General features: G+C 69.0%; 12 protein-coding genes. 11 read left to right on the forward strand and 1 reads right to left on the reverse strand.

Annotation, left to right across the window (positions count from 1 at the left end; translation table 11 throughout):
- Window position 1 precedes the first annotated feature (1 nt).
- The 11 genes from FFS56_RS15495 (at window position 2) to FFS56_RS15545 (ending at window position 14,110) form a co-directional block, all read left to right on the forward strand.
- Window positions 2-760, forward strand: a complete 759-nt coding sequence (locus FFS56_RS15495) for an HAD-IA family hydrolase (RefSeq protein WP_127012547.1) — start codon at window positions 2-4, stop codon at window positions 758-760.
- Window positions 757-3,264, forward strand: coding sequence for a glycosyl hydrolase family 65 protein (locus FFS56_RS15500; RefSeq protein WP_046747903.1), 2,508 nt, complete (start codon window positions 757-759; stop codon window positions 3,262-3,264). Before FFS56_RS15495 ends, FFS56_RS15500 begins: the two co-directional genes overlap by 4 nt.
- 45 nt (window positions 3,265-3,309) lie before the next feature.
- Window positions 3,310-5,652, forward strand: a complete 2,343-nt coding sequence (locus FFS56_RS15505; protein WP_171011034.1) for a DNA polymerase III subunit gamma and tau — start codon at window positions 3,310-3,312, stop codon at window positions 5,650-5,652.
- Window positions 5,652-6,245 (forward strand): recombination mediator RecR, encoded by a 594-nt coding sequence (recR, locus tag FFS56_RS15510; RefSeq protein ID WP_046747905.1) that lies wholly within the window; start codon window positions 5,652-5,654, stop codon window positions 6,243-6,245. Before FFS56_RS15505 ends, recR begins: the two co-directional genes overlap by 1 nt.
- On the forward strand, window positions 6,242-7,159 hold the full coding sequence (locus FFS56_RS15515) for a DMT family transporter (protein WP_046747906.1): 918 nt from the start codon (window positions 6,242-6,244) through the stop codon (window positions 7,157-7,159). Before recR ends, FFS56_RS15515 begins: the two co-directional genes overlap by 4 nt.
- A gap of 105 nt (window positions 7,160-7,264) precedes the next feature.
- Window positions 7,265-8,545, forward strand: a complete 1,281-nt coding sequence (locus FFS56_RS15520) for an aspartate kinase (protein ID WP_046747949.1) — start codon at window positions 7,265-7,267, stop codon at window positions 8,543-8,545.
- A gap of 180 nt (window positions 8,546-8,725) precedes the next feature.
- The gene (locus FFS56_RS15525; protein WP_046747907.1) at window positions 8,726-9,796 is read left to right on the forward strand and encodes an aspartate-semialdehyde dehydrogenase; all 1,071 of its coding nucleotides are present in this window, start codon (window positions 8,726-8,728) and stop codon (window positions 9,794-9,796) included.
- A gap of 124 nt (window positions 9,797-9,920) precedes the next feature.
- Entirely contained in the window at window positions 9,921-11,351 is a 1,431-nt protein-coding gene (mqo, locus tag FFS56_RS15530) for a malate dehydrogenase (quinone) (RefSeq protein ID WP_230977863.1), read from the forward strand.
- A 9-nt stretch (window positions 11,352-11,360) separates the two neighbouring features.
- A complete protein-coding gene (locus FFS56_RS15535) occupies window positions 11,361-12,014 on the forward strand; it encodes a thymidine kinase (protein ID WP_046747909.1) in 654 nt (217 codons plus the stop codon).
- 103 nt (window positions 12,015-12,117) lie between these two features.
- The gene (locus FFS56_RS15540; protein ID WP_127012545.1) at window positions 12,118-12,840 is read left to right on the forward strand and encodes an FCD domain-containing protein; all 723 of its coding nucleotides are present in this window, start codon (window positions 12,118-12,120) and stop codon (window positions 12,838-12,840) included.
- Window positions 12,841-12,850: 10 nt separating this feature from the next.
- Window positions 12,851-14,110, forward strand: coding sequence for an alpha-hydroxy acid oxidase (locus FFS56_RS15545; protein WP_046747911.1), 1,260 nt, complete (start codon window positions 12,851-12,853; stop codon window positions 14,108-14,110).
- Window positions 14,111-14,148: 38 nt separating this feature from the next.
- On the opposite strand, the gene FFS56_RS15550 is transcribed toward FFS56_RS15545, so the two are convergent.
- Entirely contained in the window at window positions 14,149-14,991 is an 843-nt protein-coding gene (locus FFS56_RS15550) for a DUF1295 domain-containing protein (RefSeq protein ID WP_127012544.1), read from the reverse strand.
- Between the last annotated feature and the right edge of the window lie 22 nt (window positions 14,992-15,013).

Here is a 15,013-nt window from a genome sequence, read left to right on the forward strand (position 1 = left end):
TGTGCCCGAAGCACTGCCCGACCTGTTCCACGCTGACGGCGTGCTGTTCGACCTCGACGGCGTGCTGACCCCCACGGCCGAGGTGCACATGCGTGCGTGGAAGGCCGTCTTCGACGACGTCTTCGCCCGATGGGGCATCACTCCGCCGTACACCGATGCCGATTACTACGACTACGTCGACGGCAAGAAGCGCTACGACGGCGTGGCGAGCCTGATGCGCAGTCGCAACGTCGAGCTGCCATGGGGCGACGTCGACGACGACCCCTCAGCCGAGACCGTGTGCGGTATCGGCAACCGCAAGAACGCCGCGTTCGCCGCATCGCTGCGCGGTCAGGGCATCGCTGCGTATCCCGGTTCGCTCGCCCTCGTCGAGGCTCTGCACGAGGCCGGAATCCCGCTCGGGGTGGTCTCGAGCTCCAAGAACGCCGAAGAGGTCCTCGGCGCCGCCGGCATCCGCTCCTTCTTCCGCATCGTGGTCGATGGCGTCGTCGCCGAGCGCGATGGTCTGGCCTCCAAGCCCGCAGCCGACATGTTCGCCGCCGGTGCCGCCGCCCTCGGCGTCGACCCGGCCCGCGCCGTAGCCGTCGAAGACGCCACGTCCGGCGCCGCTTCCGCCGCCGCAGCCGGTTTCGCGACCGTCGTCGGCGTCGACCGGGGCACGGGCGCAGACGCCCTCCGGGCCGCCGGTGCGACCGTCGTCGTCGGCGACCTCGCCGTCTTCCTTCCCGCCTCCCGCACCGAGACCCCGGAGTCCGCATGATCGATCGCGACCGCTTCCCCGTCGACCCGTGGCGTCTGATCGACACGCATTACTCGGAGGAAGGCGTCGGCGAGACGCTGTTCTCGGTCGGCAACGGCTACCTGGGTCTGCGCGGCAACCACATCGAGGGTCGCGGCGCCCAGGAGCACGGCACCTTCATCAACGGGCTGCACGAGACGTGGCCGATCCGCCATGCCGAACAGGCCTACGGCTTCGCCGAGGTCGGGCAGACGATCGTCAACGCACCGGATGCCAAGGTCATGCGGGTGTACGTCGACGACGAGCCGATCTCGCTCGACGACGCCGACGTGCGCGAGTACCGTCGCACCCTCGACCTGCGCACCGGCGTGCTCGAGCGCTTCGTCGTGTGGGAGACGCCGTCGGGCAAGCGGGTGCGGATGCGTGACGAGCGGATCGTGAGCTTCGAGGAGCGCCACCTCGCGGTACTGCGACTCGAGGTCGTGGTGGAGAACGCGGATGCGCCGGTCACGATCAGCTGCCAGCTGCTGAACAGGCAGGACGGCGCTGGCGTCTACGCCGGTACGCCGATCGGCACCAAGGCCGCGGCGTTCGACCCCCGCAAGGCCGAGAAGATCGCCGATCGCGTGCTGGAGCCCGCCGAGCACTGGCAGGACGGGCTGCGCTCTGCGCTGTCCTACCGCGTCGCCGATTCGGGGATGACGGTCGCGGTGGTCGCCGACCACGTGGTGGAGACCGAGAACGAGTTCAACGCCCGCACGCTCGTCGAGCCCGACATCGCGAAGAACGTCTTCCGCGTGCAGGCGAAGGCCGGTGTGCCGATCACCGTGACCAAGCTCGTCAGCTACCACACGTCGCGTGGCGTGCCCCCGAGGGAGCTGGTCGACCGGTGCCGGCGCACGCTCGATCGGGCTGCGGACGAGGGCGTCGAGACGGTGTTCCGTCGTCAGAGGGAGTGGCTGGACGCGTTCTGGGACCGCAGCGACGTGCAGATCGGAGGACGGGACGACCTGCAGCAGGCCACCCGCTGGTGCCTCTTCCAGCTCGCTCAGGCATCGGCGCGCGCCGACGGCGCCGGAGTGCCGGCCAAGGGCGTCTCGGGTTCGGGATACAGCGGCCACTACTTCTGGGACACCGAGATCTACGTGCTCCCCTTCCTCACCTACACGTCGCCCCGATGGGCCTACAACGCCCTCCGCGCACGGGTGGGGATGCTGCCGGCCGCACGGCGCAGGGCGGCCCAGCTCAACGAGGCGGGAGCCCTGTTCCCGTGGCGCACGATCAATGGCGAGGAGGCCTCCGCCTACTACGCCGCCGGCACCGCGCAGTACCACATCAACGCCGACATCAGCTTCGCGCTCGGCAAGTACGTGCGTGCCACCGGGGACGAGGAGTTCCTGCGCCGCGAGGGCGCGGACATCGCGATCGAGACCGCGCGGCTGTGGGCGACGCTCGGGTTCTGGCGTGCTTCGCGTCTGGTCGAGGAGACCGGGGCGGGCGACGGGATCGACACGTTCCACATCCATGGCGTCACCGGCCCTGACGAGTACACGACGGTCGTCAACGACAACCTGTACACGAACGTCATGGCGCGCTACAACCTCCGCTACGCGGCCAAGGTCGTGCGCGAGATCCGCGAGAGCTATCCCGAGGACTACGTGAAGCTCGTCGATCGCACGGGACTCGGACCAGGAGAGGCCGAGGCCTGGGACCGCGCGGCCGAGGCGATGTACATCCCCTACAGCGAGGGGCTCGGCATCCACCCGCAGGACTCGCTGTTCCTCGAGCGCGAGGTCTGGGACCTCGCCAACACCCCGGCCGAACAGCGTCCGCTCCTGCTGCACTTCCACCCTCTGGTGATCTACCGGTTCCAGGTGCTCAAGCAGGCGGATGTCGTGCTCGCGCTGTTCCTGCAGGGCAATCACTTCACGCCGGAGGAGAAGAAGGCCGACTTCGACTACTACGACCCGCTGACCACCGGCGACTCGACGCTGTCGGCCGTCGTGCAGTCGATCCTGGCGGCCGAGGTGGGGTACCAGGACCTCGCGCAGAAGTACTTCGAGCAGTCGCTGTTCGTCGACCTGCACGACCTGCACCACAACGCGGCTGACGGCGTGCACGTGGCGTCGGCGGGCGGGGTATGGACAGCGCTGGTGTGCGGTTTCGGCGGTATGCGCGACTACGCCGGCGACCTCAGCTTCGACCCGAGGCTCCCTGCCGGATGGCCGTCGCTGTCGTTCCCGCTGCAGTGGCAGGGGTCGACCTTGAGGGTGACGGTGACGAAGGACGAGCTCCGCGTGGAAGTGCGCAACGGGCCGCCCGTGCCCTTCAGCGTGCGGGACACGGCCTACATCGCGACGGTGGAGGATGAGGTCGTCGTGCCGCTCGCCGATCAGGGTCCGCTGATCCCCGGACGGCCGACCCTCCGGCAGTTCGCCGACGCCCGACGCGAGGACGGGACGCGCATGTCGGCGTCCGTTCCCGTGATCACCACGGCGATCCCGGTGATCGAACCGATCGACTGACCGCTCGGCCCGCCGAAGGTCGGTGGCACGCCGTAGGCTGTTGTGGTGACCACAGCCCTCTACCGCCGCTACCGCCCCGAAGCATTCGGCGAGATGATCGGGCAGTCCCAGGTGACCGATCCGCTGATGACGGCGCTGCGAGGCGACCGGGTCGGCCACGCCTACCTGTTCTCCGGTCCTCGCGGGTGCGGGAAGACGACGTCTGCGCGCATCCTGGCGCGGTGCCTGAACTGCGCCGAGGGGCCTACCGACGTGCCCTGCGGAGTGTGCCCGAGCTGCGTCGAGCTGTCGCGCGCCGGCGGTGGATCGCTCGACGTGGTCGAGATCGACGCCGCGAGCCACAACGGCGTCGACGACGCGCGCGACCTGCGTGAGCGGGCCACCTTCGCCCCGAGCCGCGACCGCTACAAGATCTTCATCCTCGACGAGGCGCACATGGTGACGCCCCAGGGGTTCAACGCGCTGCTGAAGCTCGTCGAAGAGCCGCCGGAGCACGTCAAGTTCATCTTCGCGACCACCGAGCCCGAGAAGGTGCTCGGCACCATCCGCTCGCGCACCCACCACTATCCGTTCCGACTCGTGCCGCCTGCCGCGATGCTCGAGTACGTCGCCAAGCTGTGCGCCGAGGAGGGCGTGATCGTCGAGCAGGGTGTGCTCCCGCTCGTGGTCCGCGCGGGAGGCGGTTCGCCGCGTGACACCCTCTCGCTCCTCGACCAGCTGATCGCCGGGTCGGACGCTCCGGCCGGGTCCGAGACGGTCACGGTGGGCTACGCGCGCGCTGTCGCCCTGCTCGGATACACGCACGCTGCGCTGCTCGACGAGATCGTCGACGCGCTCGCGGCCGGCGACGCCGCATCCGCCTTCCCCGCGATCGACCGCGTGGTGCAGACCGGCCAGGACCCTCGCCGCTTCGTCGACGACCTGCTCGAGCGTCTGCGCGACCTCATCGTGATCGCGGCGGTCGGGCCCGGAGCCTCCGCCGTCCTGCGCGGGGTCGCGGAAGACGACCTGGAGCGCATGCGGGCTCAGGCCGACGCATTCGGCTCCGCCAGGCTCTCGCGCACGGCCGATGTGGTCAGCGCCGCCCTCGACGACATGTCCGGTGCCACCTCGCCACGGCTGCACCTCGAGCTCATGGTCGCGCGCGTCCTCGCCGGAGCGACCGACACCGCCGCGTCGGCGCCCGTGGCTGGAGGCGAGCGCGCGGCCACGGCTTCCGCCCGTCCGACTGCTGCTCCGGCCGCGGCAGCCCCAGCCCCGGCAGCTCCGGCCCTGGCAACTCCGGCCCCGGCAGCGGTAGCACCGTCTGCACCCCCGGCAGCCCCAGCTCCGGCGCCAACTGCATCGGTTCCGTCCGCCGCTCCTTCGGGGGCGCCCGCCGCCGCTGCAGCGGAGCCCGCGGCACCGGCGCCCACCGCGGCGGAGTCCGCCCCTGCCGATCAGCGCCCGGCAGACGAGCAGGGAGAAGGCGCGCGAGGCGCAGACGAGACCGCCGGCGTCGCTCCCGAAGCAGCAACCCCCGAGGTCACCGCACCGCAGGGGCCGGTCACCTTCGAGCGGATCCGTGCAGCGTGGCCGGCGGTGCTCACGCGTCTCGAGAGCATCAGCCGCACGTCCTGGTTGCTGGCCACGGCCGTGCAGCCGCTTGCCTACGTCACCGAGACCGAGGTGTTGACCCTCGGGTTCACCAGCCAGCACGATGTGGCGAAGTTCAAGGGCACGACCCCCGGCTCCGGTCCCTCCGATCACCTGCGGTCGGCGATCGAGAACGAGCTCGGCGTGCGCGTGAAGTACCTGCCGGCGCCCATGCCGGCGGGAGGTGCTCCGCGTCAGCCCTCGCCGTCAGGGGCGTCGACGCCGGCGGATGCCGCTCCCGCATCGGAGCCTGCGTCAGCGGGTTCCCCCCGTCCGCAGTCCCGCAGCGCCTCCGCCTCGGCGGTGACGGAATGGGCTGTCGCGCCGATCCCGACCGCGACCGAGCGGCCGGTGAACCAGGCTCCGGTTCCGACGGCGCCCCTCGCCGTCGACGACGAGCCCGAAGAGGTCGAGGCTGCCGCTTCGGCTCCCGCGCCCCCCTCCGACGGTGCCGTGGACCGAGACGAGCCCCCGCTGCCCGGCGATGACGAGGCTCCGGCCTTCGACGATGAGCCGCCGTACGACCCTTCGTACGAGCCGCCCGCAGAGTCGCCGCTCCCGCGGCAGGCGTCTCCTGCGCGGTCCGCGCCGCAGACGCAGCGCACCGCTGTCGCCGCCGCCCCGCCGGTCGTCGTCGAGCGCCAGCCCTCCGCCGGGGGAGTGCAGCGCTACGGTGAGGCCGTGATCCGCCAGGTGCTCGGCGCGACGTTCGTGCGCGAAGAGCCCTACGAGCCCCCGACGAGGTTCTCCTGATGTATGACGGCATCGTCCAAGAGCTGATCGACGAGTTCGGACGGCTTCCCGGTATCGGGCCCAAGTCCGCCCAGCGCATCGCATTCCATATCCTGCAGACGCCGACGTTCGATGTCGCGCGTCTCGCCGAGCTGCTCGGCGAGATCCGTACCCGCGTGCGGTTCTGCGAGGTCTGCGGCAACGTCGCCGAGCAGGAGCGCTGCGCCATCTGCCGCGATCCGCGCCGCAGCCAGGCGCTGATCTGCGTGGTCGAAGACGCGAAAGACGTCGCGGCGATCGAGCGCACCAGGGAGTTCCGCGGGCTCTACCACGTGCTCGGCGGAGCGATCAGCCCCATCGCCGGCATCGGTCCGGACGATCTGCGCATCGCCCAGCTGATGACACGCCTCGCCGACGGCACGGTGCAGGAGGTCATCCTCGCCACCAACCCGAACCTCGAGGGGGAGGCGACCGCGAGCTACCTCAGCCGTCTGCTCACGACGATGCAGATCACGGTCTCCCGCCTCGCTTCCGGGCTGCCCGTCGGCGGAGACCTCGAGTACGCCGACGAGGTCACCCTCGGTCGTGCCTTCGAGGGCCGGCGCATCCTGTGAGCCCGAACGCGGGCTTCTCGCGGCGCGGCTGGCTCCTCTTCGGGGCCATGGCGCTGCTGTGGGGAGTGCCGTATCTGTTCATCAGCGTCGCGGTCGAGTCGTTCTCCCCGCCGGCGATCGTGGCGGGGCGCACTCTCATCGCGGCTCTCCTACTGCTGCCCTTCGCGATCCGCAGCGGAGCGCTGCGAGCCGCTCTGAAGCACTGGCCCTGGGTGCTCGCCTTCGGTGCCGTCGAGATGGCAGGGCCTTTCGTGCTGCTCGGGCATGCCGAGATGACGCTGCCCTCGGGCATGACCGGTCTGCTCGTGGCGACGGTGCCGCTGTTCGCCGCCCTGATCGCCCTGGGCGGCGGTGACCGCGGAGTGCTGAGGCCCGCCCGCGGCATCGGACTGCTGGTCGGCTTCGTCGGCGTGGCAGTCGTGGTCGCCGGTCCTGGACTCTTCGGCGGCGAGGTCAGCCTTCTCGCCGCTGGTGAGGTGCTCCTGGTCGCCGTGCTGTACGCGATCGCGCCGTTCATCGTGGCGCGCAAGCTCAACGACGTCCCCTCGCTCGGCACCATCACCCTGTCCCTGCTGATGATCGGGATCCTCTATCTGCCGATCGGAGCGCTCACCCAGCACGAGGTGCCCACGCTGCCGTCGATCGTCGCGCTTCTCGCACTCGCAGTGATCTGCACGGCGGTGGCGTTCCTGGCGTTCTTCGCGCTCATCCGTGAGGTCGGACCTGTGCGCGCCCCGCTGTTCACCTACGTGAATCCGGTGGTCGCGATCATCCTCGGTGCCATCGTCCTCGCCGAACCCCTGACTCCCGGTCTGCTGCTCGGCTTCCCGCTGATCATCGTCGGATGCTGGTTCGCTGCCACCGGCGGCCGCCTCCGTCCGGTCTCGCCCCAGGCGCTCCCGCCCTCGCTCTGACGCCTGCTCGCCGCGCACCCGGCAGGTGTCACATGCGCGGCGGGGCATACGCGCCGATCGTAGAATGAGCGTGGGCGGATCCGCCCATCATCCCAGGGAGTGATCGTGGCCCTCATCGTGCAGAAGTACGGCGGCTCATCCGTCGCCGACGCAGAGAGCATCAAGCGCGTCGCCAAGCGCATCGTCGACACGCGTCGCGCAGGACACGACGTCGTGGTCGCCGTGAGCGCCATGGGCGACACCACCGACGAGCTGCTCGACCTCGCGAACGAGGTCGCACCGATCCCTGCTCCGCGCGAGCTGGACATGCTGCTCTCCAGCGGAGAGCGCATCTCGATGGCGCTGCTGGCCATGGCGATCCACTCGATGGGCTTCGAGGCGCGCTCCTTCACCGGCAGCCAGGCGGGCATGATCACCGACTCGCAGCACGGTGCCGCCCGCATCGTCGACGTGACGCCGGTGCGCCTGCGTGAAGCCCTCGACGAAGGGGCGATCGTGATCGTGGCCGGGTTCCAGGGCTTCAACCGCGACACCCGCGACATCACGACCCTCGGTCGTGGAGGATCCGACACCACCGCCGTCGCGCTCGCCGCCGCGCTCGACGCCGACGTGTGCGAGATCTACAGCGACGTCGACGGCATCTTCACCGCCGATCCGCGTGTGATCCCGAAGGCGCAGAAGCTCGACCACGTCTCGAGCGAGGAGATGCTCGAGCTCGCAGCCAACGGGGCCAAGGTGCTGTACATCCGCGCCGTCGAGTACGCACGCCGCCACGGGGTCCTCATTCACGCTCGGTCGACCTTCTCGTCGTCCGAGGGCACGTACGTTCTGGGCGAGGGCATGAAGAACCCTCGCGAAGCCGAGGGAGCAGTCATGGAAGAACCGATCGTCGCCGGCGTCGCCACCGACTTCAGCCAGGCCAAGATCACGGTCGCGGGCGTGCCCGACGTGCCGGGCAAGGCCGCCGAGATCTTCAAGATCGTCGCGAAGTCGGGCGCCAACGTCGACATGATCGTGCAGAATGTGTCGGCGACCGGACGCACCGACATCTCCTTCACTGTGCCGAAGGCGGATGCCGCCGGTGCCCTCAAGGCCCTCGCGGGGGAGCAGACCGAGGTCGGGTTCCAGAACCTGATCCACGACGACCAGATCGGCAAGCTCTCGGTCGTCGGGGCCGGCATGCGCACGCACTCCGGCGTCTCCGCGACGCTCTTCGAGGCGCTCTCCGCCGGAGGAATCAACATCGAGATGATCTCGACCTCCGAGATCCGCATCTCCGTGGTGCTCCGCGACACCGACCTCACCGAGGCCGCTCGCACCGTGCACACCGCCTATGGGCTCGACGGCGACGCCGAGGCCACGGTCCACGCCGGCACCGGCCGCTGATCTCTGCCGTTCCCCCTCGTTTTCCTGCCGACGACTCGAGTGCGGGGAGCGGAGAGCCGGCACTCCTTCCGGTCGCGGTAGACTCACCGCAACCCTGACACCGGCGCCAGGCGCAGCCTCAGCACCCCGACGCCGCGCCCGAAGCCTCGTACGCAGTACCGCACGACGCCAAGGAACATCATGACCCGCATCTCCGATTCAGGACTCTCCGTCGCCATCGTCGGCGCCACCGGCCAGGTGGGCACCGTGATGCGCGAGATTCTCGCCGAGCGGTCGTTCCCGATCCGCGATCTGCGGCTGTTCTCGTCCGCGCGCTCTGCCGGCACGACGATCGAGTTCGGCGGCGCCACCGTCATCGTGGAAGACGTCGAGACCGCGGACGCTGCGGGGATCGATATCGCCCTGTTCTCGGCCGGTGCCACGGCGAGCCGTGCCTACGCACCCCGATTCGCCGCAGCCGGCGCCGTGGTCGTCGACAACTCCAGCGCCTGGCGCATGGACCCCGAGGTGCCGCTCGTGGTCAGCGAGGTCAACCCGCACGCGATCGACGAGCGCCCCAAGGGCATCATCGCGAACCCGAACTGCACCACGATGGCCGCGATGCCCGTGCTGAAGGCGCTGCACGCGGAGGCCGGTCTCGAGCGTCTGATCGTCTCCACCTACCAGGCCGTCTCCGGGTCCGGTCTCGCCGGTGCCCAGGAGCTCCTCGGTCAGGTCGAGGGAGTGCTGGCCCAGGGCGACACCCTGCGCCTCGTGCACGACGGATCCGCGGTCGACTTCCCCGAGCCGGAGAAGTACATCGCGCCCATCGCGTTCGATGTCATCCCTTTCGCCGGCAACCTCGTCGAGGATGGCGACAACGAGACGGACGAGGAGAAGAAGCTCCGCAACGAGAGCCGCAAGATCCTCGAACTCCCCGATCTTCGCGTCGCCGGCACCTGCGTGCGCGTACCGGTCTTCACCGGGCACTCGCTGTCGATCAACGTCGAGTTCGCCGACGACATCACGCCCGAGCGTGCACGCGAGGTCTTGAGCTCCGCTCCCGGCGTCGTGCTCGACGAGGTGCCGACGCCGCTGCAGGCTGCGGGGCAGGACCCGAGCTTCGTGGGTCGCATCCGTGCCGACCAGTCCGCCCCCGAGGGCAAGGGGCTCGTGCTGTTCCTCAGCAATGACAACCTGCGCAAGGGCGCCGCGCTGAACGCGGTGCAGATCGCCGAGATCCTGGCCGAGCGCCTGGCGGTCATAGCCTGACGGTATCCCCGTCATGTGGAAGAGGTCTGGTGGAACCGGCCGCATGGTCGGCGGCAGCGCGCCCGCGAACTAGACTGGCTCGGTGACTGAAAACGTCGATGTCGTCCTGATCGGCGGTGGCATCATGAGCGCCACCCTGGGTACTCTCCTGCACGAGCTGCAGCCGGAGTGGAAGATCGTCGCCTTCGAGCGACTCTCCGAGGTGGCTCAGGAGAGCTCCAACCCGTGGAACAACGCCGGCACGGGCCACGCCGCCCTGTGCGAGCTGAACTACATGCCCCAGCAGGGCGACGCTCCCCTCGACCCCGCCAAGGCGGTGTCGATCAACGAGCAGTTCCAGCAGAGCCGTCAGTTCTGGTCGTCTCTGGTGGAGCGGGGCGTGCTCGACGAGCCGTCGACCTTCATCAACGCGACACCGCACATGACGTTCGTGCGGGGCGAGAAGGACGTCGCCTACCTCAAGAACCGCTACGAGGTGCTGAAGAAGCAGCCGCTGTTCGCGGGCATCGAGTACAGCGAGGACTCTCGCGTCATCAACAAGTGGGCGCCGCTGCTCATGCAGCAGCGGCGCAAGGGCGAGCCCTTCGCTGCGACGCGTGTGCCCGCCGGTACCGATGTCGACTTCGGCTCCCTCACGCACCAGCTCTTCGACCACCTGACCGACGCCGGCGTTTCGTTGCGCACGAATCACGAGGTGCGCAGCCTGAAGAAGCAGAAGGACGGAACCTGGCTGGTCAAGTACCGCAACAGCATCGGTCACACCCCGAGCGAGGTCAGGGCCCGCTTCGTGTTCGTCGGTGCGGGTGGCTGGGCGCTCAAGCTGCTGCAGAATTCCGGTATCCCCGAGATCAAGGGCTACGGCGTCTTCCCGATCGGCGGGCAGTTCCTCAAGACTACGAACCCGACCATCGTCGCTCAGCACAAGGCGAAGGTGTACTCGCAGGCGTCGGTCGGCGCTCCGCCCATGTCGGTCCCGCACCTCGACACCCGTGTCGTCGATGGCGAGGCCTCCCTCATGTTCGGACCGTTCGCGACCTTCAGCCCGAAGTTCCTGAAGAACGGCTCGATGCTCGACATCGTCACCCAGGTGCGTGCGCACAACCTGCTGCCGATGCTGCAGGTCGCGGTGAAGAACCCCGACCTCATCACGTATCTCGTGAGCGAGCTGCTGAAGAACCACGCCAAGAAGGTCGACAGCCTCCGCACCTTCATGCCCACGGCCAAGGATGAGGACTGGACCCTCATCGATGCCGGTCAGCGCGCCCAGGTGATGAAGAAGGACCCGAAGAAGGGTGGCATCCTGCAGTTCGGCACCGAGGTCGTCGCGGCGGCCGACGGTTCCATCGCGGGCCTGCTGGGGGCGTCGCCCGGAGCATCCACCGCCGTCCCGATCATGCTCGACCTGCTCAAGAAGTGCTTCCCGGCCGAGTACCCGGGGTGGGAGCCGGAGCTGCGTGCCCTGATCCCCACATTCGGTGAGAAGCTGAATGAGAACCCGGAGCTCGCGGAGAAGTCGACCGAAGCCACGGCAGCCGTCCTCGGCATCAACGTCTGAGATCGTCCCGTGGCGAAGCTCTACTTCCGCTACGGCGCGATGAACTCGGGCAAGTCGACTGCTCTGCTGCAGGCTGCCTACAACTACGAGGAGCGTGGGCAGCGGGTGCTGCTCGCGAAGCCGGCGATCGATACCAAGGGCGCGTCCGAGATCGAGAGTCGGCTGGGCGTCACACGCCGGGTCGACTTCCTCATCGCCCCCGACGACGATGCACGAAGGGTGTTCGCGAAGCATCGTGAGCGCATGCAGCATGCGACCGACGACGAGCTGCTTCCCGAAGGCCCGCGCGACGTGGCGTGCCTGCTGATCGACGAGGCGCAGTTCCTCACCCCGACTCAGGTCGACGACCTCTTCCGGATCGCCGTCGTCGACGGTATCCCGGTGATCGCCTACGGCATCCGGAACGACTTCCTCACCCACGCCTTTCCCGGTTCCGCGCGCCTGCTCGCGATCGCGCACTCGCTGGAGGAGCTCAAGACCATCTGCCGGTGCGGACGGAAGGCCGTGTTCAACGGCCGCGTCGTGGGCGGGCGCTTCGTGTTCGACGGCGACCAGGTCGCCATCGACGAGGGCGCGACCGGGTCGGCGTCGCCCGAGCTGACCACTTACGAGTCGCTGTGCGGCACCTGCTATCTCGAGGAATCCGGCGGACGCCTGGGCTGAGCCCGCCGCCCTCACCCGCGCCCGGCGCAGCGGGTGTGTCGGCGACCCTGTTTGCGTGGTCTGACCACACGCGATACTCTGTGGTCAGACCACAGGAGGATCGATGGCGGACCAGCCGGCACGCGCATGGCGCCTCGTGCTCGAGCACATCGAACGCGACCTGCTCGACGCGCGCCTCGGCCCGGGGGACCGACTGCCGTCCGAGCGGGATCTCGCCACCGAGCTCGGCGTCGGGCGTTCGAGCGTCCGTGAGGCGTTCCGTGTCCTCGAGGTGATGGGGCTCATCCGCACCGCTACCGGTTCCGGCCCGCAGTCGGGGGCCATCGTGATCGCGACGCCCACGGGAGGCATGTCGGCGCTGCTGAGGCTTCAGGTCGCGGCGCAGGGCTTCCCCCTCGACGATGTCGTGCGGACTCGTCTGGTGCTCGAGGATGCGGTGGTGGTGGCGATGGCCGGCGCACCGGAGCGTGACACGAGCCGCGCGCGGGAACTGCTCGCCGCGATGGACGAACCCCTGCTCTCGCCATCGGAGGTCCTCGCCCTCGACGCTCAGCTGCACCTCTCGCTCGCCGAGGCCAGCGGCAACACGGTCATCGCCGCGATGATGGCTGGCCTGCGTTCCTCGATCGAGTCCTACGTGCAGGCGGGTGTCGCCACCATCCCGGACTGGGAGGCGATGTCGGCCCGGCTCCGTGCCGAGCACCGCGCGCTGGTCGCCGCGATCGATGCCGGTGACGTGGATGCCGCGCGGTCCCTGATCCACACGCACATCACCGGCTACTACACGTCCACGGGCCTCACCCGTGAGATCCACCCCCAGATCTGAGAGGCACATCATGGTGCAGCGCCAGTTCCCGAACCCCGCCGAACTCCTCGAGCTGATGAAGTTCAAGAAGCCGGAGCTCGACGGCCGCAAGCGACGGCTGGAGGGGGCCCTCACCATCGACGACCTGCGCCTGATCGCCAAGCGACGCACGCCCAAGGCGGCCTTCGACTACACCGACGGAGCCGCGGAGGGCGAGCTGTCCCTCACCCGGGCCCGTCAGGCTTTCCGGGACGTGGAGTTCCATCCCGGCATCCTGCGTCCGGCTCCCACGGTCGACACGACCGTCGACATCCTCGGCGGTCCGTCCGCTCTGCCTTTCGGGATCGCGCCCACCGGTTTCACGCGCCTGATGCAGACCGAGGGGGAGACCGCCGGTGCTGGAGCTGCCGCGGCCGCCGGCATCCCGTTCACGCTCTCCACGCTCGGCACCACCTCGATCGAGGGTGTCAAGGCTGCCAACCCGCAGGGGCGCAACTGGTTCCAGCTCTACGTCATGCGCGACCGCGAGATCTCCTACGAACTCACCCGTCGTGCGGCGGCGGCGGGCTTCGACACCCTCCAGTTCACGGTCGACACACCGGTCGCCGGTGCGCGCCTTCGTGACAAGCGCAACGGTTTCAGCATCCCGCCTCAGCTCACGCTCGGCACGATCATCAACGCGATTCCGCGGCCGTGGTGGTGGTATGACTTCCTCACCACGCCGAAGCTCGAGTTCGCCTCCCTCAGCACCACAGGGGGCACGGTGGGGGAGCTGCTGGATGCGGCGATGGACCCGACGATCAGCTACGACGATCTCGCGGTGATCCGCGACATCTGGCCGGGCAAGATCGTCATCAAGGGCGTGCAGAACGTCGAGGACTCGGTGCGCCTGCGTGACGCCGGAGTCGACGGCATCGTCCTCTCGAACCACGGAGGGCGTCAGCTCGACCGCGCGCCCATCCCCTTCCATCTGCTGCCGGAGGTGCGTCGGGCGGTCGGCGACGACTTCACGGTCATGATCGACACCGGCATCATGAACGGCGCCGACATCGTCGCCGCGGTGGCGCTCGGCGCGGACTTCACGCTGATCGGGCGGGCCTACCTCTACGGTCTGATGGCGGGTGGACGTCAGGGCGTCGACCGCACGATCGCGATCCTGCGCAGCGAGATCGAGCGCACGATGCGCCTGCTGGGTGTCGCGTCCCTCGCCGAGCTCGAGCCCGCGCACGTGACCCAGCTGACCAGGCTGGTTCCCGTCGCACGCGCCGCCGCGGAGGCTCGCGTGAGCTGAGAGCCTGCCTGGGCGTAAATACCCGGTCGGCGCCGGCTTCAGGACTGCGTGGCCACGGATCGCGTGCGCGGAGGCCACGGCACGAGCATCGATGTCGTGCGGCGGTAGTCGGCGTATGCCGGGTACTTCGACGCGGTGATCGACTCGGTGAAGATCGTCGAGCCGATGAACAGCACGGTGAGGAGCGCGGGTCCGATGATCGTCGGGTTCAGCACGCCGCCGATGACTCCGGCGCCACCCGTGACCGCTGCCGTCGCACCGATCGCGTAGAAGGCCCACCACTGCGCTTGCTCGAAGAAGAAGTTGGGGTGCCTGCTGTACCGGAACAGTCCGGTCGTGGCAAAGCCGGGAGGGAGGGTGCCGCCCGCCTTCTTCTTCCGCTGATGGAACACCCACTGCTGCTGGTCGGCGATCGTCTCGCCGACCAGGAACGCGAGGAACGCGGCGATGAACAGCGCATCCCATCCGGTGAGCGCAGACGGATTCTGGGCGGCGAGGGCAGCCGGCAGCGTGATGAGCACGAGCAGCGCCATCTGGTAGCAGATGATGAACAGCAGGTTGAAGATCTGGAACTGCCAGGGACGCATGCGTCCTCGGAGGATCGCCCATCGGTAGTCCTCCATCCCGGTGTAGCCGCCCTTGCGGGCGAAGTTGAAGGTCAGCCGGGCTCCCCACGCCGTCGCCAGGACACCCATCAGGACGACGCGTGCCGAACCCTCGCCGTTCACGAAGGCCCCGGCGACGAAGATCCACACATAGGCGACGGGGACGATCGACCAGGCGCGATCGACCCAGGAGGTGTCACGGGTGATCAGGGAGAGCACCCAGCAGGCCGCACTGGAGACCGCGGCGACGACGATGACGATCAGGAGGGCATCCATGACGCCATGCTAGGACCATGCG

It is taken from the genome of Microbacterium sp. Beta (genome assembly GCF_005502545.1).
GTDB lineage: Bacteria > Actinomycetota > Actinomycetes > Actinomycetales > Microbacteriaceae > Microbacterium > Microbacterium oxydans.

What these genes read in the sequence shown, in the direction of transcription:
- FFS56_RS15500 (WP_046747903.1), top strand. Translation starts at nt 757, where the DNA reads ATGATCGATCGCGACCGCTTCCCCGTCGACCCGTGGCGTCTGATCGAC.
- recR (WP_046747905.1), top strand. Translation starts at nt 5,652, where the DNA reads ATGTATGACGGCATCGTCCAAGAGCTGATCGACGAGTTCGGACGGCTT.
- FFS56_RS15525 (WP_046747907.1), top strand. Translation starts at nt 8,726, where the DNA reads ATGACCCGCATCTCCGATTCAGGACTCTCCGTCGCCATCGTCGGCGCC.
- mqo (WP_230977863.1), top strand. Translation starts at nt 9,921, where the DNA reads ATGAGCGCCACCCTGGGTACTCTCCTGCACGAGCTGCAGCCGGAGTGG.
- FFS56_RS15540 (WP_127012545.1), top strand. Translation starts at nt 12,118, where the DNA reads ATGGCGGACCAGCCGGCACGCGCATGGCGCCTCGTGCTCGAGCACATC.
- FFS56_RS15545 (WP_046747911.1), top strand. Translation starts at nt 12,851, where the DNA reads ATGGTGCAGCGCCAGTTCCCGAACCCCGCCGAACTCCTCGAGCTGATG.
- FFS56_RS15550 (WP_127012544.1), bottom strand. Translation starts at nt 14,991, where the DNA reads ATGGATGCCCTCCTGATCGTCATCGTCGTCGCCGCGGTCTCCAGTGCG.